The following is a 21,790-nucleotide window of genomic DNA, read 5'->3' as shown; positions in this document are numbered from 1 at the left end:
GTGACCGGGCGCGGGGCGGGTATCTCCCGAGAATGGGCGACGACCGGAAGGTGGCGCGGGTCCTGCTGGACCGGCAGGGCCGCACGTACGCCGAGGAGGCGGGAATCACGCTCGCCGACCGGCCCGCCCCGCTCTACCAGCTGCTGGTGCTCGCCACGCTGCTGAGCACCCGAATCCGGGCCCGGGTGGCCGTGGCCGCCGCCCGGGAACTCTTCGTCGCCGGTTACCGGACCCCGCAGTCGATGGAGGCGGCGAGCTGGCAGGACCGGGTCGACGCGCTGGGCCGGGGCCACTACCGCCGCTACGACGAACGGACCTCCACCATGCTCGGCACCGGGGCCCGGCTGTGCCTGGACCGCTGGCGTGGGGACCTGCGCCGGCTGCACCGCGACGCCGGTGACGAACCGGCCGCCCTGCGCCGGCTGTTGACGGAGTTCCCCGGCATCGGCCCCACCGGAGCCGACATCTTCCTGCGCGAGGCGCAGGTGGTCTGGCCGGGCCTGCGCCCGTTCGTCGACCGGCGGGCCCTGGCCGGGGCGGAACGTCTCGGCCTGCCCGGCTCGGCGGACCGGCTGGCCGGGCTGGTCGGCCCGGCCGATTTCGGCCGGCTCGCCTCGGCGTTGGTCCGGGTGGCCCTCGGCGAGGAGTCCGCCGGTGAGGTCACCCGCGCCGCCGCCGGGTGACCCGACCTACTTGACCGTCTTGTCGCCCGGCCTGGTCAGGTGCCACACCAGCAGCGCCGCCAGCAGCGCGAGCACGACGAGGCCGCCGGACACACCGCGGCCGTCCTCCTCGCTGCGGCCGGTGGTGCCGAAGTAGATCACCGCGAGGCCGGCCAGCACGGTGACGAACGTCCGCATCCCTCGGTCCTTCACATATCGCACGGTACGACCTGGACCGCACCGGTCGCAGCCGTTTCATCCGTTTTCACCCGGCCGAGTGTCAGGTCAGGGGCCGGTCGAGAAGCCGCGCAGCCGGACCCGCCGGATGACCCGGCCGGACACCTCCACCACCTCGACGGTCAGCCCCGGCAGGCGCACGGTCTCGCCCGGGCCGGTCGGCAGGTGCCCCAGCCCGGCCAGCACCAGCCCGGCCACCGTCGTGTACTCCCGCGACGGCCGGAAGTGCAGGCGCACGCCGACGTCGGCCAGGTCGTGCAGCGGGAAGTCGCCGGGCAGCAGCAGCGAGCCGTCCGGTTCCCGGGTCACCGCGGTCACGTCCCGGTCGGTCTCGTCGTACAACTCCCCGACGACCTCCGCCAGCAGGTCCTCCATGGTGATCATGCCGTCGACCCCGCCGTGCTCGTCGACGACGAGGGCGAGCTGCTGGTGACACAGCCGCAGTTGGCGCAGCGCGTCGGCGACCGGCAGCGTGTCGGGCAGCAGCAACGGCGGACGGGCCCGGTCGGCGACCGTCGCCGTGCCCGCCTCGACCAGCTCGCGGATGTGCACCACGCCGCACACCTCGTCGAGCCCGCCCGGCCCGACGACCGGGGCGCGGGAACGGTCGGCGGCGGCGAGCCGCCGCAGCCCGTCGGCGGCGGGCAGCGCCGCGGGCAGCACCGTCACGTCCAGCCGGGGCACCAGGATCTCCCGCAGCGTCCGGCCGGCGATGTCGAACGCGCCGGTGAGGATCTCCCGCTGCTGCGCGGACAGGCCCCGCTGGCTGACCAGCATCTCCCGCAGTTCGTCCTCGCTCATCTCCGTCCTGCTGGCCTGCGGGTCACCACCGGCGAGCCGCACCACCACGTCGGTGGTCCGGCTGAGTAGCCACACCACCGGCCGGGACAGCCGGGCCAGCAGGTCCAGCGGGCCGGCGCTGACCAGCCCCCAACGTTCCGCGCGCTGCATCGCCAGCCGCTTGGGGGCCAACTCGCCGACGACCAGGGTGACGAACGTCAGCAGCATGGTGACCAGGACGACCGCGACGCCGCGCGCGGCCCCGCCGAGAAAGCCCAGTGGCCCGACCAGCGGCTCGGCCAGGGAGACCGCGGCGGCGGCGGAGGCCAGGAACCCGGCGAGGGTGATGCCGAGCTGGATGGTGGCCAGGTACCGGTTGGGGTCGCGGACCAGCCGGGCCAGCCGCTCCCCGGAGCGGCTGCGCCGGCTCAGCTGCCGCACCTGCCCCTCGCGCAACGTCACCAGCGCCATCTCACTGCCCGACAGGGCCGCGTTGACCAGCACCAGCACCACCACCAGCGCGAGCTGACCGAGTTGCGACCCCATGTCAGTCGACCTCCAGGTCGTCGAGGGAGATCTTGTGCGTCATCAGCCATCGGGCCAGCGCCGACATTCCGAACAGCCACAACGGCGCGGACTCGGTGGGGCCGTTGGTGGCGAAGATCGCGAAGCGCAGGTCAGGCGCCCGGTACGCCTCGATCCGCCACTTGTGCTGCCTGTCCCGCCAGACCGCGGAAGGGTCCATGGCGCCACGCTAGGCGACCACCGGCCCCGCCGGGGCGGCTTCAGCGCCGGGCCGGGACCGGGTCGCCGGGTTCGTCCGCCGGCCGCGACCCGACCGTCCGGTCGACCACGATCCGGGCGTCGTCGGGCAACCGCCGGGTGACACCCCGGCGGTCCAGAAGTTCCAGCAGCGGCACCGCGACCCGGCGGGTGGTGTCCAGCGCCCGCCGGGCGGCGCTGAGCGTGAACGGCTGCGGCAGCCCGACCAGCACCCGCACGGCGTCGTCGGCCGCGCCGGGCAGCAGCACCACGTTCTCGGCGAGCCGCAGCAGCGCTCCCGCGCGCACGGCCGCCCCGATCTCCCGGGGGCCCAGCCCCAGCTCGGCGAGGTGCTCGGCCTCGGGTGCCCGAAACGGGCGGCCGGCGTAGCCGGCGCGGACCCGGGCCACGGCACGGGCCACCGGTTCCGGCAGCGCGTCGGCCGCCGACGCGGTGACCCGGCCGGCATACAGCCGCAGGGGTGGCCGGACCAGCGCCTCGACCAGCGCACGCTCGGGCAGGTCGAGGCGCTGGCGGAGCAGCTCGACCGGCGCGCCCGACTCGAGGGGGTGCTCCCGGGCGTGCCGGGCGACCTCGTCGACCAGCCGGGCGCCGAGGCCCCGCCAGTGCTCCGGGTCGGCCAGCCAGTCGCCGGCGACCGGCTGGCCGGTGATCTCGACGCCGGTGCGGACCAGGTCGGCGGCCCGGGCCAGCCGCCGTCGGCGCAGCTCGCCGGCCAGGTCGGGGCGGCCGTCCACCGTCGCCAGCACTGCGGCGCGGGCCGCCGCCGCGCCCCGGCGGGTCAGCGGCGGCGGCGCGACGTCCAGCACGGTCACGCCGCCGGCGACGTGGTGCCGGCCCGGGTCACGCAGCAGTGCCCGGTCCCCGACCAGCAGCGGCAGCGGCCGGGCCAGCCGCAGCCGGGCGGTGTCCGGGCCGAGTGGCCGGACCCGCACCGGAACCGCCGCCGAGCCGATGTGCAGGGTCAGGGTGGCCGGCAGCTGCGCCGTCGGGTCGCCGGCCAGCCGGACGTCCAGCAGGTCCGTGCGGTGGAACCGGCCGGGGGTGAGCAGCGCGTCGCCGCGCCCGATGCGGTCCCGGGGCGTGCCGCGCAGGTTCACCGCCACCCGGGCGACCGCGGCGGCCTCGGACCGGGCCACGCCGAGGCAGTGCAGGCCGCGTACCCGCACCGGCTGCGCACCGGCGAGTTCCAGCTCGTCGCCGACACGCAGCCGGCCGGCGCCGAGGGTGCCGGTGACCACGGTGCCGGCGCCCCGGACGGTGAAGGCGCGATCCACCCAGAGCCGCACCGGGGCGTCGGCCTGCGGTGCGGGCAGCCGGACGGCGAGCCGGTCCAGGGCCGCCCGCAGCTGCGGCAGGCCGGCCCCGGTGACCGCGCTGACCGCGACCGCGTCGAGGGCGCCGAGGGAGGTGGCGGCCAGCTCCGAGCGGGCCCGGGCCATCGCCGGCCCCGGGTCCGCCAGGTCCGCGCGGGTCACCACCAGCAGGCCGTACGACACCCCGAGCGCGTCCAACGCGGCCAGGTGCTCGGCCGACTGCGGCATCCAGCCCTCGTCGGCGGCCACCACGACCAGCGCGGCGGGCACCGGGCCGACGCCGGCGAGCATGTTCGGTACGAACCGCTCGTGGCCGGGCACGTCGACGAACGCGACCGTCGCGCCGGAGGGCAGCGTGGTCCAGGCGAAACCGAGGTCGATGGTCATGCCCCGGCGGCGTTCCTCGGCCCACCGGTCGGGTTCCATCCCGGTCAACGCCCGCACCAGAGTCGACTTGCCGTGGTCGACGTGCCCGGCGGTGGCCACCACGAACACGCTCAGCCCTCCCCGGGCACGCGCAGCACGGCGGCGCGGACCGTCGCGTCGGCGTCGGCGGGCATACAACGCAGGTCCAGCAGCAGTCGTCCGCGCACCACCCGGCCGAGCACCGGCGGGTCGCCGACGCGCAGCGGCCGGGCGTACCGCTCGGGCAGGCTGAGCGCCCACGAGTCCAACTCCACGCCGGGTGCCCCGCCGCCACCGACGACCGCGCTGGCCGGCACCACCTCCGCCTTGCAGCCGTCGGCGGCGAGGGCGTCGCGCAGCCGCTCGGTGCGGGCCCGCAGCACGCCCGGGTCGGCGTGCAGCGCGGCCCGGGTGGGGGTGGCCGGGTCGCCTAGGGTGGCGGCGAGCGCGGCGAGGGTCAGCTTGTCCACCCGCAACGCCCGGGCCAGCGGGTGCCGGCGCAGCCGGTCGACCAGGTCGGCGGCGCCGAGCAGCAGCCCGGCCTGCGGGCCGCCGAGCAGCTTGTCGCCGCTGGCGGTGACCAGCGCCGCCCCGGCCCGCAGGGTGCCGGCGGCGTCGGGCTCGGCGGGCAGCAGCGGGTCGGGCGTGAGCAGCCCGGAGCCGATGTCGGCGACCACGGGGACACCGAGGCCGGCCAGCCGCCGCACGGGCACCGCCGAGGTGAAGCCGGTGACCTGGAAGTTCGACGGGTGCACCTTCAGCACGAAGCCGGTCCGGGGGCCGAGGGCGGCGGCGTAGTCGTCGAGCGTGGTGCGGTTGGTGGTGCCGACCTCGCGCAGCCGGGCGCCGGTGCTCGCCAGCAGGTCGGGCAGGCGGAACCCGTCGCCGATCTCCACCAGCTCGCCCCGGCTGACGACGATCTCGGCGTCGGCGGCCAGCGCGGTGGCGGCGAGCACCAGCGCGGCGGCGCCGTTGTTGACCACGTGCACCGCGCCCGCGTCGGGCACCGCGGCGGCGAGGGCGTCCAGGGCGTCGCGTCCACGCCGGGCCCGCCGCCCGGTGCCCAGGTCCAGCTCGACGTCGGTGTGTCCGGCGGCGGCGGTGACCGCCGCGACAGCGGCCGGCGACAGCGCGGCCCGGCCCAGGTTGGTGTGCAGCACCACCCCGGTCGCGTTGAGCACCGCCCGGGGCGTCAGCGCGGGCAGGGCGGCCAGCGCGGCGTCGGGTACCGCCTCGGGGGTGATCTCGCCCCGACGGGCCTGCTCCTGCGCGCGGTGGACGGCGGCCTTGACCCGTTCCCGGCCCAGGGTGGTCGTCGCGGCGGCCAACCGGGGATCGGCGAGCAGCGTGTCGGTGCGTGGCACCCGCCGGCGCGGATCGGCCGCGACGTCCCCCATGGTCCCCTCTTCCACAGCCTGGCGGAGACGGACGGGAATCGAACCCGCCTGGCCCGGATCCCGGACCACACCGGTTTTGAAGACCGGGAGGGGCACCAGCCCACTGAACGCCTCCACGCAGCAGTGAACCACACGCCCCGGCGGGCGGGTGCGGCCAGGCGTCAACCCGCGTCGGCACGCCGCCGCTCGAGGCGCTCCCGCTGCGGCACCACCGTGTACTTCGGATCCTTCGCCGAGGCGACACCGCCGTGGAAGATGCCGAACCGGGTCGCCACCGACGCGCCCAGCAGGGCCGCCCCGGACAGCGCGGAGAGCGTCCGGCTGCGCCGGCCCAGCAGCGCGCCGGCCACCCCCACCGCGGTCAGCGCCCGCCCGACGCGCAGCAGCCGACCGGCGTGCCCGGTGCGGTAGGGCTCGCTGAGCAGCCCGAGCCGGGTCTCCACGCGGTGCGAGCCGTACAGCTCCAGGGCCGCGCCGGCCACCGCCATCCGGCGGGCGGGCCCGGCCTGCGCGGTGGGCGCGGCGATCAGTCCCACACCGGCGCCGCTGGCCAGCGCGCTGCCCGCGAAGATGGTCGGCAGCTCCGGGTACGCCTCGTGCCAGGACGGCACGGCCGTGCCGGCGAGCAGCACCCCGGTGTACGTGGCCAGCGCCGGCGCCGTCGCCGCGGCGGCCAACCCGGCGGCGTGTCCGACCGACGGCAGCGCCCGGCGGACGAGCCCCGGCAGACCGCGCTCGGGCAGCAACGACGCGCCCTCGGCGACCGCCGCGATCCCGGCGGCCGGGCCGAACGCGCTGAGGATCCAGGTGCCCACGGACATCGGCGAGGTGGGTTTGGCCACCCGCAGCATGTGGTGGAACCGGGCGGGCCGGCCCAGATCCCTGATCAGGAAGACGGTGCTGGCGGTGACCGCCGCCAGCGAGGTGACCCGGCCGGCCCGGCGCAGCGCGGGCCGGCCGGTGAGCTGCCCGCCCGCCGCGAGCAGCGACGAACCGGCGGCCAGCCCGCCGGTGAACAGGTAAGCGGCGATGTCCCACTTCCAGACCGGCGCCTTGAGGATCGGCCGGCCGTAGTAGGAGGTGAACTCGGCCTCCGGGACGGTCAACTCCTCGCCGCCGCGCCGCCGCCTGCCCCGCCGGTCCGAACTCATGAGGAACCTCCCACGAACGCCGCCACGGCCGCCGCCGTCATGGCCAGGGCGGCCAGGCCGGCCCGCTTCCACATCTTCGGCAGGTCCCGGGTGGTGACCACCGGGTCCGGGGGCAGCCCGTACACCTCAGGCTCGTCGAGCAGCAGGAAGAACGCGCCGTCGCCACCGACCCCGTCGTCCGGGTCGTGCCCGTAGAGCCGCGCCTCGGGCACGCCCCGCTCGTGCAGCGTCGCCACCCGGGCCGCGGCCCGCTCCCGCAGCTCGTCGAGGGGGCCGTACTGGATGGACTCGGTGGGGCAGGCCTGCGCGCAGGCGGGGGTCTGCCCGACACCGATCCGGTCGTAGCACAGCGTGCACTTCCACGCCCGGCCGTCACCCTTGCGCTGGTCGATGACGCCGTACGGGCAGGCGGAGATGCAGTAGCCGCAGCCGTTGCAGATGTCCTCCTGCACCACCACCGTGCCGAACTCGGTGCGGAACAGCGAGCCGGTGGGGCAGACGTCGAGGCAGGCCGCGTGGGTGCAGTGCTTGCAGACGTCGGACATCATCAGCCAGCGGAAGTCGGTGCGACCCTGCGCGTCGCCACCACGCCCCGGCGGCTGTGCCCCGGGCATTCCCAGGAACTCCGGTCCGGTGGCGCTCCGCCCGCCCGTCGGGGTGCCGGCGAACGGTGGCGTGCGGTGTCCGGCCGGGCGGGGCTGCTCGACGAACGCCACGTGCCGCCACGAGTTCGCGGTCAACGCGCCGGTGTTGTCGTACGACATGCCGAGCAGGTCCAGCCCCGAACCGGGGACGTCGTTCCACTCCTTGCAGGCCACCTCGCACGCCTTGCAGCCGATGCAGACGCTGGTGTCGGTGAAGAAACCCATCCGGGGCGGGGCGTCGGTCCAGCCGGCGTCCGGGGCGGGATCCAACGGCCCGGACAGGCTGTTCGGGTCAGGAAGCATCACGGCCCTCCCCGGCGTCGTCCGTGGGGGCGGTGCCGCCCCGGGAGTGATCGTCGGGGCCGAACGGCCGGGGACGATGCCCGCCCGCCGCTGGTAGTCGGCCACCAGGTCCAGCAGGGCCGGGCCGGTGGGCCGCCGCCCCGGGCGCACGTCACAGGTACCGATCTTGCTCTCCTGGATCAGCACGTTCGGGTCCAGGGTGATCCCGAACAGGTCGTTGGCCGAGTCGCCCGTCACCAGGCCCTCGAACCCGAAGTGGTACGGCAGCCACAGCTGGTGGATCACCCGGCCGTCCACCCGCAGCGGGGTGAGCCGGTCGGTTACCAGCACCTTCGCCTCGATCACCGCCCGCCCGCTGACGAGATGCGCCCAGCCCAGGTGCGCCAGGCCCACCTGGGCGGCCAACTCCGGCGACACCTCGACGAACATCTCCGGTTGCAACTCCGCCAGCGGCCGCACCGTACGGCTCATCCCGCCCGCCGTGTGGTGCTCGGTGAGCCGGCTGACCGTGAACACGTACGGGAACACCTGGCTGTGCTCCTGCGGTGGGCTCGGGTTCACCGAGTTCACCGGGTGCGCGTACACCTTGCGGGTCGGGTTGGCCTGCTGCCGGTAGAACGGGTTGCGCACCGGCGACTCGGCCGGCTCGTAGTGCGTCGGCAGGGGTCCGTCGAGCACCCCGCTGGGCGCGTACAGCCAGCCCTTGCCGTCGCCCTGCATGACGAACGGGTCGTCACCGGCGATCCCCTCCGGACCGGACGCGCCCCGCGGCGGCCGGTACGTCGGCGGCTTGGTCCGCTCGAAGTCCGGCACGTCGTAGCCGGTCCACTCCCCGGCGTCCGGATCCCACCAGACGTAGCGCTTGCGCTCGCTCCACGGCCGGCCCTGCGGGTCGGCGGAGGCCCGGTTGTAGAGGATGCGCCGGTTCGCTGGCCACGCCCAGCCCCACTCGGCGGCCACCCAGTCCTGCTCGTGCCGGGACTTGCGCCGGGCCGCCTGGTTGACGCCGTCGGCGTACACCCCGGAGTAGATCCAACAGCCGACGGCGGTGGAACCGTCGTCGCGGGCCTCGGCGAACGTGGACAGCGGGCGACCGGTCGCCACCTCGTACCCGTTGATCTCGCGCAGCACCGCGTCGGCGCTCGGCTCCGCGTGCGGGCCGTGCGTGGGGTAGTCCCAGGCCAGGTCGAGCAGCGCCCGGTCGCGTGGCAGGTCGGAGCCGGCCAGTTTCTCCCGCAGCCGGAGCCCGAGGTGGTAGAAGAACCACAGTTCGGAGCGGGCGTCGCCCGGCGGGTCGACGGCCTTCTCCCGCCACTGGAGCAGCCGCTGGGTCTGGGTGAAGGTGCCGTCCTTCTCCACGTGCGAGGCGGCCGGCAGGAAGAACACCTCGGTCCGGCACTCGGCCGGCACGATCTCGCCGGTGGCGACCTCGGGACCGTTGCGCCAGAACGTGGCGCTCTCGATCATGAACAGGTCGCGGACCACCAGCCAGTCCAGGTTGGCCATGCCGAGGCGCTGTGCCCGGCCGTGCGCCGACCCGACCGCCGGGTTCTGACCGAGCAGGAAGTAACCCCGCACCTTCCCGTCGATCATGTTCAACACCTGTTGGTACGTCCCGTGGTCGCCGGTCATCCGGGGCAGGTAGCCGTAGCAGAAGTCGTTCTCCGGCGTCGCCGCGTCCCCCCAGTACGCCTTCAGCAGGCTCGCCGCATAGGCGCGGGCGTTGCCCCAGAAGCCCTTCTGGCCCGGGTGGCGGATGCTGTCCACCCACTCGTCGAAGGTGGGGTGGTCGGCGTGGTGCGGCATCGGCAGATAGCCGGGGAGCAGGTTGAACAGCGTCGGGATGTCGGTGGAGCCCTGGATGCTGGCGTGCCCGCGCAGCGCCAGGATGCCCCCGCCGGGACGGCCCATGTTGCCCAGCAGCAGCTGGATGATCGCGCCGGTGCGGATGTACTGCACGCCGACGCTGTGCTGCGTCCACCCGACGGAGTAGATCAGCACGCCGGTACGCTCCCGGCCCGAGTTCTGTGTCCAGGCCTGGGCGAGTTCCAGGAACTTCTCCTGCGGGATGCCGCAGACCCGCTCCACCATCTCCGGCGTGTAGCGGGCGAAGTGCCGCTTGAGGATCTGGTAGACGCAGCGCGGGTGCTGCAACGTCTCGTCCCGCTCGGTCTGACCGCCCACCTGCGCGCCGTGCGATTCGTGGCGCAGCCCGGCTGCGGTGTCCCGCTCCTGCGCGGTGTGCCCGCTGCCGGAGTCCGACTCGTGGCCCGCGTACTGCCAGGAGTCCTGGACGTAGCTGCCCGTCTCCGGGTCGAAGCCGGAGAAGAAGCCGTCGCCGTCCTCGGTGTCGACGAACCGATCGCTGACGATCGTCGCGGCGTTGGTGTAGGCCAGCACGTACTCCCGGAAGTCGAGCTCGTTCTCCAGGATGTAGCGCACCACGCCACCGAGCAGCGCGATGTCGGAGCCCGCCCGGATCGGCAGGTAGCTGTCGGCCAGCGCGCTGGTGCGGGTGAACCGCGGGTCGACGTGGAACACCCTGGCGCCGCGCCGCTTGGCCTCCATCACCCACTGGAAGCCCACCGGGTGGGCCTCGGCCATGTTCGAGCCCTGGATCACGATGACGTCAGCGTTGGCGACGTCCTGTTGGAAATCCGTCGCGCCACCGCGACCGAAGCTGGCCCCAGACCGGGGACGGTGGCGGAGTGTCAAATGCGCGCCTGGTTCTCGATCTGGAGCGCCCCCATCGCCGTGAACAGCTTCTTGATGAGGTAGTTCTCCTCGTTGTCCAGCGTCGCCCCGCCCAGGCTGGAGATGCCCAGCGTGCGGTTGAGCGGCCGGCCCTGCGCGTCGACGTCCTCCCAGGTCTCCGCGCGGGCGGCGAGGATCCGGTCGGCGATCATGTCGAGCGCGACGTCGAGGTCCAGATCCTCCCAGTCGGTGGCGTAGGGCCGCCGGTAGCGGACCTTCGTCTGCCGCAGCGGGCTGGTGACCAGGCTCTTGCTTGCCGACCCCTTCGGGCACAGCCGGCCCCGGGAGATCGGGCTGTCCGGATCGCCCTCGATCTGGACGACCTCGTTGTCCTTGACGAAGACGCGCTGGCCGCAGCCGACCGCGCAGTAGGGACAGACCGAGCGGGCCACGCTGTCGGCGGTCTCGGTGCGGGCGGTCAACTCCGCCGAGCGGGTGGACTGCGCCGCGGTGCCCCGGCCCAGCGGGTCGGTGCCGGTGAGTTGCCGATAGACCGGCCAGCCCTGGATGAAGGTCCGCAGGCCCACCCGCGACACCCCCTCTCCCGACCCGTCCGACGTCGCCACCCCTGAACATAGGCCAGGCCGCGCGGGACCGCGACCCGCGTCGCCCGATCACCACCCGATGGTCACCGCCCGCACCCCACGGCGTAGCCCATCGCGTACGCGCGACAGCGGCCCGAGCCCGGCACTCAGTCGGGCGGCGTTCGCCTCAGGGCTCGGGCGCGAAGAGACAGCGCCGCCCCCGAGCCCAGAGGCTCGGGGGCGGCGCCGGTGTCGGTGTGCAGGTCGCCTCTCGGCGAGTGGCGCGACGCGGCTCCAGCCGGACGGAATTCCGCGAAGGCAATTTGGTGAGGCCCGGGGACACTGGACACACCGACACCTCATTCAACCAGCCGACGGGACGCGATGTTCCCGCCGACGGTCGTTTCGATGCCGCTGGCCGGCACCCGAGTTCGGTGCCGGCCAGCGGTCCCCCTTGCGTGGAAGGTCTGTGTTGGGTTGTCAGCTGTTCCAGTGCTTGGCGACCAGATCGGCGGCCAGCTGCTCCCACTGCGCGTAGTGGTCGGGGTACGCCGACACCTGCACGGTCTGGGCGGCCTTGGTCAGCGGCATGTCCTGCCAGCCGTCGACCTGCTTCAGACCCTTCAGGAACGCCGTCGTCGAGTACTCCGGGTCGGTGATCTGCTCGACCGTGCCCCAACCCGAGGACGGGCGCTGCTGGAACAGACCCTGCGAGTCGTGATCGTTACGGTCACCCAGATGACCCAGGTTCTCCAGCTTCGACTCCTGCAACGCCGTCGCGATCGACACCACCGCAGCCCGCTCGTCCATACCGGCCTTCTTCGTCGCCGCGATGATCGCCTTCGTGCTGGCGACCTGCTCGTCCGACAGGTCGATCCGCGACTGCGCGCCCTGCACACCATGCGGAACCAGCTTGCCGGTGTCGACGGCCGGCTTGTCAGCCTGCACCGCCGCCGCGACGGGCGCGGCGTCCACGGCCGGGGTGTGGGCGTCGGTCAGCGGGCCAGCAGCCACACCACCAGCGAACGCGAGACCGGCGATACCAAGAACACTGTTACGAATGATCGAGTTCATGAGGATGCTCCATTCGGGGGTTGGCACCCGCACACCCGAGGGGGACCGGGTACACGCGCGGATGCAAGCACCGTCCGGCGCTCAACAAACTGGGGGATCTCCGGCGTCTGCCACCGGAAAGTTCAGGACCGGCCGGGTGGGCCGGGAGGTTCAGGCCGGGTGGCCCGACGGTCCGGGCTGCGCGGGGCGGGGGGATGCCCGCACGTCGGCCGCGACCATGTGTAACGACCGGCGGCCCACCATCATTCCGAGGCCCGGCACACCAACCTGCCGGGGCGATGTGCCCTTACTCAGCCGTACGCATGGTGTAACGGCCCCGGGCCGGCCACGATTCCGCCCCCACGATGCCCCCGGTCACACCCCGAAACCGGACACCCGCCCCATCCGCGACCCGATGCCACCCGCCGGCCGACACCGCACCGGACAACCGTGACGAACCAGGCAACGGGCACCACACGGTGCACGAGTGACGGGCGAAATCTTGGTGAGAAGTCGCCCCTGGAGGGGCCGTTTCGCGCCAAGATCTCGAAGTGGGGCGAGGCTGAGGACCCACGGGCGTACGCCGGCCCGCCGCGACACTGGCGAAACCGCGATCCCGTGCGGCCCGACCTGGGGTTACCCTGACAGCATGCAGGCCCTCTCCCCCGCTCCGACCCGCGCGGCCCACCTGGCCCGCCCGGGTCGGCCTGCCGTGGTGGCCCGCACGCTCGCCGAACTCACCGGCCCCACCCATGGCGTGGTGGAGTTGCCGGTGCGGCTGATGTGGAACGCCGACCGCACCTTCGACCTGGCCGATCCGGACGATCTGCTCTGGATGTACGAGAACGTCCTGCGGGAGACCACCCGCGGGGAGGATCTCCGGCTGCTCATCAACGGGCGCACACTGCGCCGGGTGTGGCGGCTGCTCAACCTGCCCCGGGGCGTACGCCAGGCGTGGGAGAGCCGCCACCGGGGGCTGCGTACGGCGTGAGCACCGCCCACCCGCACGAGTTCTATCGCGAGGTGGCCCGGGTGGCCCTGTCCGCCGCCGGGCCGTACCGGTTCGTGCTCGGGGGCGGGGTGGCCTGGGCGGCGCACGGGCTGGTGACCCGCCCGACGGAGGACGTGGACCTGTTCGCCGACGTGGAGGGGGCTGCCGCCGCGGCGGCGGACGGAGTGCGGGCGGCGTTGGAGCGCGCCGGGTTCGAGGTCACCGACGCCGATCCGGACAGCGAGTTGGCCGAGCTGTTCGACGGGTTCGACCGGGACCTGAGGGACTTCGTGGTGGGCCGGGACGGGCGGCTCATCCGGCTCAGCCTGGCCCGCCTCGACCGGCACCGCAGCCCGGTGGTGATGGACCTCGGGCCGGTGATGGACGTGCGCGACCTGATGGCGAACAAGACCGCCGCTCTGGTCAACCGGCGGGAGGTCCGGGACTACATCGACGTCGCGGCGGCCCTGGAACACCACGACGTGGTGGAGCTGCTGGAACTGGCCCGCCAGCTCGACCCGGCCCTGGACGAGGTGGACGTCCGGGCGGCCGGCCGCTACCTGGACCGGCTGCCCGACCGCCGCTTCGCCCGCTACGGCCTGGCCCCCGACGCCGTCGCCCACCTTCGCGCCCGCCTCGCCCCCTGGCCACGCTGACCGTTCCGAGAGCGCCCACCCCTCGCCCCTGGCCCCGCTGCCCCTCTCGGGCACGCCCGGCAGCCGGGGCTCACGCGGGACTGTGCGCACGCTGTGATGAAGCGGGCCGCTGTGGCAGGAGTGACGGCCACTCGTTTATGGTGCGCTCGGCGCTCACCGGGCGTCCCGAACCCCCATGGAAAGGCATCTCATGACCTCTCCCTCCGGCCCGTCGCGTCGGACGATGCTCGCCGCCGCAGCCGTGGCGGCGAGCGTCCCGCTGATCGCCGCCACCCCCGCCCAGGCGGCCGGCGCGGCCCGGACGCGGACCTGGGACCTCACGGTCCTCGGCACCTCGGACACCCACGGCAACGTCTACAACTGGGACTACTACTCCGACGCCGAGTACGACGACAGCAGGCACAACGACGTCGGAGTCGCCAAGCTGGCCGCCCTCGTCAAGCAGATCCGCGCCGAGCGGCGAGGCCGGGCGACGCTGGTGCTGGACGCCGGCGACACCATCCAGGGCACCCCACTGGCGACTTTCTACGCCAAGCAGGAGCCGATCACCGTCACCGGTGAGACGCACCCGATGGCCAACGCGATGAACGTGCTCGGCTACGACGCCGTGACGCTGGGCAACCACGAGTTCAACTACGGCCTGCCGCTGCTGGCCAAGTGGATCTCGCAGCTGGGCTTCCCGGCGCTGGCCGCCAACGCCGTCAACGTCGCCACCGGCAAGCCGGCCTTCCTGCCGTACGTCATCAAGAAGGTCTCCGTCGGCTTCGCCGCGCCTCCCCTGCGCGTCGGCATCCTCGGCCTGACCAACCCGGGCAGCGCGATCTGGGACAAGGCCAACGTCGAGGGCCGGCTACGGTTCGACGACATGATCGCCACCGCCGCGCGGTACGTGCCGATCATGCGGGCGCGCGGCGCCGACATCGTGCTGATCTCCGCGCACGGCGGCGACAGCGGCACCTCCAGCTACGGGCCGGAGCTGCCGATCGAGAACCCGACGGCGCTGATCGCCCAGCAGGTCCCCGGCATCGACGCGATCCTCTTCGGCCACGCCCACGCCGAGGTGGCCGAGAAGTTCGTGACCAACGAGCGGACCGGCGAGCAGGTGCTGCTCACCGAGCCGTCGAAGTGGGGCCAGCGGCTGAGCCGGATGGACTTCACCCTGGCCCGCGAAAGGGGCCGTTGGAAGATCACCAAGAAGTCCGCCGCCCTGCTGAACACCAACACCGTGGTCGAGGACCCGAAGGTTCTCGCCGCCGTGCGGGCGCAGCACCGCAAGACCGTCGCGTACGTGAACCAGGTCGTGGCCCGCTCCACCGTGGAACTCTCGGCGGCGGAGAGCCGATACAAGGACACCCCGATCCTGGACTTCATCAACCACGTCCAGACCGAGGTGGTCGGCCAGGCGCTGGCCGGCACGCCGTACGCGGACCTGCCGGTGCTGTCGATCGCGGCACCGTTCAGCCGGACCGCGGTCTTCCCCGCCGGCGACGTGAAGATCCGCGACGTGGCCGGGCTGTACGTCTTCGACAACACCCTCGAGGCGGTCGTACTCAGCGGCGCCGAGGTGCGCGCCTACCTGGAGTACTCGGCGAAGTACTTCCGGACCCTCGCCCCGGGCGCCCCGGTCGACCCGGCGGCGATCAGCGACCCGGCCGTGCCGGACTACAACTACGACGTCATCTCCGGCCTGGACTACGACATCGACATCTCCAAGCCGGTGGGCCAGCGCGTCACCCGCCTGGTGTTGTCCGGCACCGACACGCCGGTGCCGGACAACGCGCAGTTCGTGGTGGCGGTGAACAACTACCGGCGCAGTGGCGGCGGCAACTTCCCCGGCATCGTGAAGACCCAGGTCTACAACGAGCAGCAGGAGATCCGTCAGCTGCTGATCGACTGGGCGCAGGCCAGAGGCACCATCGACCCGGCGGACTTCTACCAGCCGAACTGGAGGCTGGTGCGCGAGGGCGTCCCGGTCTTCTGATCCCCGAACACCGGACGGGCCGTGGGGCAAATCGCCTGCGGCCCGTCCGGTCCGTGCCCGCCTCGACGCAACTGGTGGGCTAGGTCACCGTCGTTCGCGGCTGGTCACCCGACCCCCGATCTCCAGGCGTGGCCAGTCGGCAAGGTCCCGCAGCAGCTGCCGGTCGTGCGTGGCGACCACGACGGCGGCGCTCGTGCCGCGGATCGCGTTGGTCAGCTCGTCGACCAACGCTGACGACAGGTGGTTGGTCGGCTCGTCGAGCAGGATCAGGCCGGGCCGCCCGGCCAGCGCCAACGCCAGGTCGAGGCGCCGCTGCTGCCCCTGCGACATCCGTCCGACCGGCGTGCTCACCGCATCGGAGTCCAGCAGCCCGAGCGCCCCGAGCGGGACGGCGTCGCCGTCGCGGAGCGCCCAGCGGCCCACCAGCCGCCCCGCCTGGCGGGCGTAGACGTCGCGGGCGGTGAGGCCGGGGTCATGCTCGGCGGTCTCCTGGGTGATCAGGGCGACCCGTGCCTCCTTCGCCGTCCAGACGTGTCCGTCCGTGGGCTGGAGCGAACCGGCCAGCACCGCGAGCAGCGTGGACTTTCCGGCACCGTTCGATCCGGTGACCAGGAGCCGGTCGCCGCCGTCGAGGGTGAGGTCGACCGGACCGGCCAGCCGCCCGTCGACGGCGACGCCGTGCGCCCGCAGCTGCGGCGCACCCGGCCGGACGCTCAGGTCGGGCCACCGCAACGTCGGCGGTGGCTCCGGCACGTCGATCCGGTGCGCCTGCAGAGCATCCTGCTGCCGGTTCAGGGCCTGCACGACGCCCGGCGCGCGGGACTGGCGCTGGTGCTTGCCGGTCCCCTTGTCCGGCCGCCAGCCGGTGGAGAGCCGGTCACGGGCCTTGGACACCGCGTTCTGCAGCCGCCGGTGCTCGGCCTGCTGCTCTTCGTGCTCCTGCTCCCAGGACTCACGTTCGCGACGCCGGGCGTCCTGCCAGGCGTCATAGCCGCCGGCGTACAGACGCGGCGTCCCGTCGCGGGTCGGGTCGAGGTCGAGGAACCGGTCCGCGACGTCGCGAAGCAGCGCCCGGTCGTGGCTGACGACAGCGAGGCCGCCGTCGTGCTCACGCAGCCTGCGGGTCAGGAAGTCCAGCCCGTCGGCGTCGAGGTGGTTGGTCGGCTCGTCGAGCAGCAGCACGTCGTGTCGCGCGCCGAGCAGGCACGCCAGCCGTACCCGGTAGCGCTGCCCGACCGAGAGCATCGACAGCGCACGGCCGCGGTCCGTGCACGCGCCCAGGGCCTCAAGGGCGACATCGATGCGGCGCTCGGCGTCCCACGCGTCGAGCCGGGTGGCGGCGTCGAGCGCGGCGGCATAGCGGTCCTCGGCACCGGGAGCGCCCGCGGCCACGGCGAGGGACGCCTCGTCCAGCGCGGCGACGGCCGCGAGCGACGCGGCCAGCGCCTCGGACGTCAGGGTGCCGACGGTCTCACCAGCGCGGGCGGTCAGCTCCTGGCGGGCCAGGCCGATCGTGCCCACCCGGTGCACAGTGCCCTCGTCGGGCGAGATCAGGCCGGCGAGGACGTGCAGCAGCGTCGTCTTGCCGCGGCCGTTCTCGCCGACGACGGCGACTCGTGACCGGGCGGAGACAGTCACCGACACGTCGTTCAGAACACGGCGGGATCCGCGGACAACGGTGACGCCATTGGCGCGGACGTGTGCGACACCGCCCGCCGTGACGGGCAGGGACATGGTTTCGGAGGTCGGGGTTAGGTTCAACGGTGCTCCGCAGCTCGTGGTGGAGCCGGGCAGCAGCAAACGGCCGCCCGGCGGGAACCGGGACGGCGAGCGCGGATTCAGCAGAAAGGAAGCGCCGCCGTCAGCGGGCGGAGCGGACCTTCTGCGACCAGATACCTCGTGCCATGACGGCCACATTAGCAGCGGCGGCGCTTTCACCCGTCCGGGTTTGTTCGGTCGGGTGAGGTTGTCCGGCCCCCGACATCGGCTGGCTTGGGCGGGGGCCGGACACTACCCCTAAAGCATCCTAGGATCCTGGGTGAAAGGCGGTGCGCCGGCTCCCCACGCGTCGCCCCCCGGCTCGGCGCCAGGTCCGGGGGGCGACGCGGGCCGTTCCTCGACGGACCGGTCGGGGTCAGCCGGCCGGCAGCCGGTCCAGCAGCGCCAGCGCCGCCCGCACCGGGGCGCGGTGCAACGTCTCGTCGAAGCCGGCCCGCCCCTGGCAGAACCGGACGAACATCCGCCAGCCCGGCGGAGTGGCCAGCAACGCGTGGAAGACCCCCGGCCGCCGGGCGAACACGTCGAGCAGCCGGTGCCCGGCGCGCATCGACGGCACCAGGTCCCGGGTGACGGCGCGGTCGTAGCCGGCGAGGTCACCGGTGGCCACCGCCGCACCGGCCAACTCGCCGGAACGCAGCGCGTAGCTGATCCCCTCCCGGCTCCACGGCTCCAACAGCCCCGCCGCGTCGCCCGCGACCAGCACCCGCCCCCGACGCAGCGGGGAATCCTCGGCCCGGCAGCGGGTCAGGTGGCCGGAGTCGTGCGCCGGCTCCACCCCGGACAGGCCCAGCCGGTCGACGAACCCGCGCAGGTAGGCCCTGGTCCGTTCGCCCTCGCCCCGCGCCGCGATCACACCGACCGTCAGCCGGTCACCCTTCGGGAACACCCAGGCGTACGAGCCGGGCAGCGGACCCCAGTCCAGCAGCAGGCGGCCCCGCCAGCGGGCCTGTTCGTCGGGTGCAACGGGCAGCTCCAGCTCCAACCCCAGGTCGACCTGCCGGTGGCGGACCCCCACGTGCCGGGCGGTCACGCCCGAGGACCCGTCCGCCCCGATCACCGTCCGCGCGTGGACCGTGTCCCCGTCGGCCAGCCTGAGGCGTACGACGTCGGGGTCCTGCTCGACCGCGCGGACCGCGACGCGCTCGCGGACCTCGGCGCCGGCGGCGACCGCGGCGGCACGCAGCCGGTCGTCGAACTCCTCCCGGCGCACCATGGTCACCAGCGGACCGCCCGGATGGCGGCGGGTGAACCGACGTCGCCCGTCCCGGGTGAACGTCACCCGGTCGACCCGGTCGTGCGCGGGCACCTCGATCCGGCCGGCCACCGCCGCGAGCGAGGTGCCGATCAGACCGCCCCCGCAGGTCTTGTAGCGCGGGTGCGCGGCGCGCTCCACGACCAGGGTGCGCGCGCCCGCGCGGGCGGCGGCGTGGGCTGCGGAGAGCCCGGCGGGGCCGGCGCCGACGACGGCCAGATCCCAGACGATCACCGGGCAAGCCTAGGGCAGTCCGCGGCGGCCGGCGCGGCTGGCGCGGCCGGGGCAACCGCCCGATCGGGTCGGCATCTTCGGTCCCCCACCGGGTAACCGCGCGGCGTGACCGCCCGCCATGGGCGGGAAAGACGAAGGAGGAAAAGGCGATGCGGCAGGTGCAGCTGTCGGATGTCGAGGAGCAGGTGTACGACGCGGTCGCGGCGCTGGAGGCCCGGGGGCAGGTGCCGTATCCAGACCTGATCGCCGAGGAGGCAGGACTCACCGAGGAGCAGTTGCGCGCGCCGTTGCACCAACTCACGGAGAAGAACCTGTTGCACCGGGAGGACTCGCCGATGGCCGGGCTGGACTTCGGACCCCGGTTCTGCGCGCGCCAGATGGCGTGAGCCGCCGGGCGCGGCGTGATGGTTCGCCTCCCGGGGACCGGGGTAGCGCTCGGAGATGCCCGGTCACCGGTCCACGGGAGGCACGATGAGCACGGCGGGTACGCCGCCACCGGCCGACGCCACCGCGTCGCCGGACGACCGACGCCGCTGGCAGGCCCTCTCGGTGGGGCTGGTCGCCGCCTTCATGACGCTGCTCGACGTGAGCATCGTCAACGTCGCCGTCCCGTCGATGGACCGCGCCCTCGGGGCCTCCCCCAGCGATCTGCAGTGGGTGCTCTCCGGGTACGCCCTGACGTTCGGGCTGATACTGGTCTCCGCCGGCCGCTTCGGCGACGCTCGCGGCCGGCGTAACGCGTTCGTCTTCGGGATCGCCCTGTTCACGCTGGCCAGCGCGCTGGCCGGGCTGGCACCCTCCCCCACGTGGCTGATCGCGGCCCGACTGCTCCAGGGTGCCGCCGCCGGGGTGGTCAACCCACAGGTGACCGGGCTGATCCAGGAGCTCTTCCAGGGGCCCGAGCGGGGCCGCCCGTTCGGGCTGCTCGGGGCCACCATCGGCATCTCCACGGCCGTCGGCCCGCTGCTCGGCGGTCTGCTCATCGCCATCGGCGGGGAGGAGCACGGCTGGCGGTGGGTGTTCTTCGTCAACGTGCCGGTCGGCGTTCTCGCGGTGGTCCTCGGCTGGCGGCTGATCCCCACCCGTCCGGCCGGCCCACGGAACCACCGGCTGGACCCTGTCGGGGTGCTGCTGCTCGGCGTCGGCGTGCTGCTGGTACTGCTGCCGCTGGTACAGCAGGACTGGCGGGGCCCGACGAAGTGGCTACTCGTGCCGGCCGGGCTGCTCACCCTGGTCGGCTTCGGGGCATGGGAACGACGGTACGCCCGGCGCCAGGAACCCCTGTTCGACCTGCGACTGTTCGGCTTCCGGTCGTACGCCCTGGGTTCGCTGATCGCGCTGGTCTACTTCGGCGGGTTCACCGCGATCTTCTTCATCTTCACGCTCTACCTGCAGAACGGCCTCGGATACAGCGCGCTGGTCGCCGGCCTGGCCATCACCCCGTTCGCGCTGGGCTCGGCGGCGGCGTCCGCGCTCGGCGGCCGGATCGTCAACCGCTACGGTCGTCCCCTGGTCGCCGTCGGGCTGCTCACCGTGGTGGTCGGGCTCGTCGCGGTGGTGGTCGTGCTCGACCGGGCACCGAGCGGGGCCGCCGTGCCGTGGCTGACCGCGGCGCCGCTGCTGGTCGCCGGGCTGGGCAGCGGCCTGGTGATCGCGCCGAACCAGACCCTGACCCTGTCCCAGGTGCCGGTACGGCAGGCCGGCAGCGGCGCCGGCATGCTCCAGACCGGCCAGCGGATCGGTTCCGCCGCCGGGATCGCGGCCGTCGGCTCGCTCTTCTTCTCCTCGTTGGCCGCCAGCGGTGGAGACTTCTCGCTCGCCTTCCGGCACTCACTGCTGTTGGCTGCCGGGGTGATCACGCTCGCGCTGCTCGCGGCCCTGTTCGACGTCACCCTCGGCCATCGTCGCTGACCTGCCGGGCCATCCTCCTCGGCTACCGAGCCGCCGCCCGCTCTCGTCCCGGCGGGGTCGAATCGAATGCGTGGGATGTCGTACGGGCTTGCCTGGGCTCCGGCGAGGACGCCGCTGGCCGGCACCCGGGATCGGGTGCCGGCCAGCGAGGTTGTTCATCTGCTGCTGTCAGCTGTTCCAGTGCTTGGCGACGAGGTCGGCGGCCTGCTGCTCCCACTGCGCGTAGTGGTCGGGGTAGGCCGACACCTGCACGGTCTGGGCGGCCTTGGTCAGCGGCATGTCCTGCCAGCCGTCGACCTGCTTCAGACCCTTCAGGAACGCCGTCGTCGAGTACTCCGGGTCGGTGATCTGCTCGACCGTGCCCCAACCCGAGGACGGACGCTGCTGGAACAGACCCTGCGAGTCGTGGTCGTTACGGTCACCCAGATGACCCAGGTTCTCCAGCTTCGACTCCTGCAACGCCGTCGCGATCGACACCACGGCGGCCCGCTCGTCCATGCCGGCCTTCTTCGTCGCCGCGATGATCGCCTTCGTGTTGGCGACCTGCTCGTCCGACAGGTCGATCCGCGACTGCGCGCCCTGCACACCATGCGGGATCAGCTTGCCGGTGTCGACGGCCGGCTTGTCAGCCTGCACCGCCGCGACCGGCGCGGCGTCGACGGGGGTAGGGGTGTCGGTCAGCGGGCCAGCAGCCACACCACCAGCGAACGCGAGACCGGCGATACCAAGAACACTGTTACGAATGAACGAGTTCATGAGGACGCTCCATTCGGGGGTTGGCACCCACACACCCGAGGGGGATCGGCTCGTGCGGGATGCAAGCACCGTCCGGCGCTCAACAAACTGGGGATCTCCGGCGTCTCGCCGAAGGAAAGATCAGGCCGACCGTGTGGGTCGGAGAGGGGCTCTCGGACGGGGCGGGGGATGCCCTCACACCGGCCGGGACCATGTGTAACGACCGGCGGCCCGCCATCATT

At 73.5% G+C, this 21,790-nt stretch carries 17 protein-coding genes, 1 tRNA gene and 1 pseudogene; 6 read left to right on the top strand and 13 right to left on the bottom strand.

Annotation, left to right across the window (positions count from 1 at the left end; genetic code table 11):
* Positions 1–32: 32 nt before the first annotated feature.
* Positions 33–683, top strand: a complete 651-nt coding sequence (locus tag GA0070608_RS24755; protein ID WP_091630872.1) for a hypothetical protein — start codon at positions 33–35, stop codon at positions 681–683.
* 6 nt (positions 684–689) lie between these two features.
* On the opposite strand, the gene GA0070608_RS32790 is transcribed toward GA0070608_RS24755, so the two are convergent.
* The 10 genes and pseudogenes from GA0070608_RS32790 to GA0070608_RS24715 all read right to left on the bottom strand — a co-directional run bounded on the left by GA0070608_RS32790 (position 690) and on the right by GA0070608_RS24715 (position 12,030).
* The gene (locus GA0070608_RS32790; RefSeq protein WP_176733828.1) at positions 690–860 is read right to left on the bottom strand and encodes a hypothetical protein; all 171 of its coding nucleotides are present in this window, start codon (positions 858–860) and stop codon (positions 690–692) included.
* 87 nt (positions 861–947) lie between these two features.
* Positions 948–2,225, bottom strand: a complete 1,278-nt coding sequence (locus GA0070608_RS24750; RefSeq protein WP_091630871.1) for a hemolysin family protein — start codon at positions 2,223–2,225, stop codon at positions 948–950.
* Between the two features lies 1 nt (position 2,226).
* On the bottom strand, positions 2,227–2,424 hold the full coding sequence (locus GA0070608_RS24745; protein ID WP_091630870.1) for a hypothetical protein: 198 nt from the start codon (positions 2,422–2,424) through the stop codon (positions 2,227–2,229).
* A 40-nt stretch (positions 2,425–2,464) separates the two neighbouring features.
* Entirely contained in the window at positions 2,465–4,273 is a 1,809-nt protein-coding gene (selB, locus tag GA0070608_RS24740) for a selenocysteine-specific translation elongation factor (RefSeq protein ID WP_091630869.1), read from the bottom strand.
* Between the two features lie 2 nt (positions 4,274–4,275).
* Positions 4,276–5,580: an L-seryl-tRNA(Sec) selenium transferase gene (gene selA / locus GA0070608_RS24735; RefSeq protein ID WP_091630868.1), complete on the bottom strand. Its 1,305-nt coding sequence runs from the start codon at positions 5,578–5,580 to the stop codon at positions 4,276–4,278.
* A 19-nt stretch (positions 5,581–5,599) separates the two neighbouring features.
* Positions 5,600–5,695 (bottom strand) — tRNA-Sec (locus GA0070608_RS32785).
* Between the two features lie 46 nt (positions 5,696–5,741).
* Positions 5,742–6,731, bottom strand: a complete 990-nt coding sequence (gene nrfD, locus GA0070608_RS24730; RefSeq protein WP_091630867.1) for an NrfD/PsrC family molybdoenzyme membrane anchor subunit — start codon at positions 6,729–6,731, stop codon at positions 5,742–5,744.
* The gene (locus tag GA0070608_RS33095) at positions 6,728–7,678 is read right to left on the bottom strand and encodes a 4Fe-4S dicluster domain-containing protein (RefSeq protein WP_218107679.1); all 951 of its coding nucleotides are present in this window, start codon (positions 7,676–7,678) and stop codon (positions 6,728–6,730) included. The genes nrfD and GA0070608_RS33095 overlap by 4 nt, the downstream gene beginning before the upstream one ends.
* Before the next feature lie 33 nt (positions 7,679–7,711).
* A pseudogene (gene fdh, locus GA0070608_RS24725) lies at positions 7,712–10,959 on the bottom strand (formate dehydrogenase); the annotation flags it as partial.
* 477 nt (positions 10,960–11,436) lie between these two features.
* Complete coding sequence (locus GA0070608_RS24715; RefSeq protein WP_091630865.1) at positions 11,437–12,030, bottom strand: hypothetical protein; 594 nt, start codon at positions 12,028–12,030, stop codon at positions 11,437–11,439.
* Positions 12,031–12,658: 628 nt separating this feature from the next.
* On the opposite strand from GA0070608_RS24715, the gene GA0070608_RS24710 reads away from it, so the two are divergent.
* From GA0070608_RS24710 to GA0070608_RS24700, 3 genes are all read left to right on the top strand, one after another.
* Complete coding sequence (locus GA0070608_RS24710) at positions 12,659–13,000, top strand: hypothetical protein (RefSeq protein ID WP_091630864.1); 342 nt, start codon at positions 12,659–12,661, stop codon at positions 12,998–13,000.
* Positions 12,997–13,656 (top strand): nucleotidyl transferase AbiEii/AbiGii toxin family protein, encoded by a 660-nt coding sequence (locus GA0070608_RS24705; protein WP_245715929.1) that lies wholly within the window; start codon positions 12,997–12,999, stop codon positions 13,654–13,656. Before GA0070608_RS24710 ends, GA0070608_RS24705 begins: the two co-directional genes overlap by 4 nt.
* Before the next feature lie 190 nt (positions 13,657–13,846).
* On the top strand, positions 13,847–15,637 hold the full coding sequence (locus tag GA0070608_RS24700) for a bifunctional metallophosphatase/5'-nucleotidase (RefSeq protein WP_091630862.1): 1,791 nt from the start codon (positions 13,847–13,849) through the stop codon (positions 15,635–15,637).
* 84 nt (positions 15,638–15,721) lie between these two features.
* Here the strand turns inward: GA0070608_RS24700 and GA0070608_RS24695 are convergent, their stop codons facing one another.
* On the bottom strand, positions 15,722–17,371 hold the full coding sequence (locus GA0070608_RS24695) for an ABC-F family ATP-binding cassette domain-containing protein (protein WP_218107678.1): 1,650 nt from the start codon (positions 17,369–17,371) through the stop codon (positions 15,722–15,724).
* 400 nt (positions 17,372–17,771) lie between these two features.
* Positions 17,772–18,902 carry a geranylgeranyl reductase family protein gene (locus tag GA0070608_RS24690; RefSeq protein WP_091630860.1) on the bottom strand — a complete coding sequence of 377 codons (1,131 nt, stop codon included), beginning with the start codon at positions 18,900–18,902 and terminating at the stop codon, positions 17,772–17,774.
* 149 nt (positions 18,903–19,051) lie between these two features.
* On the opposite strand from GA0070608_RS24690, the gene GA0070608_RS24685 reads away from it, so the two are divergent.
* Complete coding sequence (locus tag GA0070608_RS24685) at positions 19,052–19,288, top strand: hypothetical protein (RefSeq protein WP_091630859.1); 237 nt, start codon at positions 19,052–19,054, stop codon at positions 19,286–19,288.
* An 85-nt stretch (positions 19,289–19,373) separates the two neighbouring features.
* Entirely contained in the window at positions 19,374–20,813 is a 1,440-nt protein-coding gene (locus tag GA0070608_RS24680; protein ID WP_091630858.1) for an MFS transporter, read from the top strand.
* Positions 20,814–20,981: 168 nt separating this feature from the next.
* Here GA0070608_RS24680 and GA0070608_RS24675 read toward each other — a convergent pair whose 3' ends face one another.
* On the bottom strand, positions 20,982–21,569 hold the full coding sequence (locus GA0070608_RS24675) for a hypothetical protein (RefSeq protein ID WP_091630857.1): 588 nt from the start codon (positions 21,567–21,569) through the stop codon (positions 20,982–20,984).
* Between the last annotated feature and the right edge of the window lie 221 nt (positions 21,570–21,790).

The sequence above is a fragment of the Micromonospora peucetia genome (genome assembly GCF_900091625.1).
Taxonomy (GTDB): domain Bacteria; phylum Actinomycetota; class Actinomycetes; order Mycobacteriales; family Micromonosporaceae; genus Micromonospora; species Micromonospora peucetia.
This window is presented reverse-complemented; position numbering and strand designations above follow the sequence as displayed.

Coding starts and splice junctions, on each gene's coding strand:
- GA0070608_RS24715 (WP_091630865.1), bottom strand. CDS start 12,030: ATGAACTCGATCATTCGTAACAGTGTTCTTGGTATCGCCGGTCTCGCG.
- GA0070608_RS24685 (WP_091630859.1), top strand. CDS start 19,052: ATGCGGCAGGTGCAGCTGTCGGATGTCGAGGAGCAGGTGTACGACGCG.
- GA0070608_RS24680 (WP_091630858.1), top strand. CDS start 19,374: ATGAGCACGGCGGGTACGCCGCCACCGGCCGACGCCACCGCGTCGCCG.
- GA0070608_RS24700 (WP_091630862.1), top strand. CDS start 13,847: ATGACCTCTCCCTCCGGCCCGTCGCGTCGGACGATGCTCGCCGCCGCA.
- GA0070608_RS24710 (WP_091630864.1), top strand. CDS start 12,659: ATGCAGGCCCTCTCCCCCGCTCCGACCCGCGCGGCCCACCTGGCCCGC.
- GA0070608_RS24695 (WP_218107678.1), bottom strand. CDS start 17,371: ATGTCCCTGCCCGTCACGGCGGGCGGTGTCGCACACGTCCGCGCCAAT.
- GA0070608_RS24755 (WP_091630872.1), top strand. CDS start 33: ATGGGCGACGACCGGAAGGTGGCGCGGGTCCTGCTGGACCGGCAGGGC.
- GA0070608_RS24750 (WP_091630871.1), bottom strand. CDS start 2,225: ATGGGGTCGCAACTCGGTCAGCTCGCGCTGGTGGTGGTGCTGGTGCTG.
- selA (WP_091630868.1), bottom strand. CDS start 5,580: ATGGGGGACGTCGCGGCCGATCCGCGCCGGCGGGTGCCACGCACCGAC.
- nrfD (WP_091630867.1), bottom strand. CDS start 6,731: ATGAGTTCGGACCGGCGGGGCAGGCGGCGGCGCGGCGGCGAGGAGTTG.
- GA0070608_RS24745 (WP_091630870.1), bottom strand. CDS start 2,424: ATGGACCCTTCCGCGGTCTGGCGGGACAGGCAGCACAAGTGGCGGATC.
- GA0070608_RS33095 (WP_218107679.1), bottom strand. CDS start 7,678: ATGCTTCCTGACCCGAACAGCCTGTCCGGGCCGTTGGATCCCGCCCCG.
- GA0070608_RS32790 (WP_176733828.1), bottom strand. CDS start 860: ATGCGGACGTTCGTCACCGTGCTGGCCGGCCTCGCGGTGATCTACTTC.
- GA0070608_RS24675 (WP_091630857.1), bottom strand. CDS start 21,569: ATGAACTCGTTCATTCGTAACAGTGTTCTTGGTATCGCCGGTCTCGCG.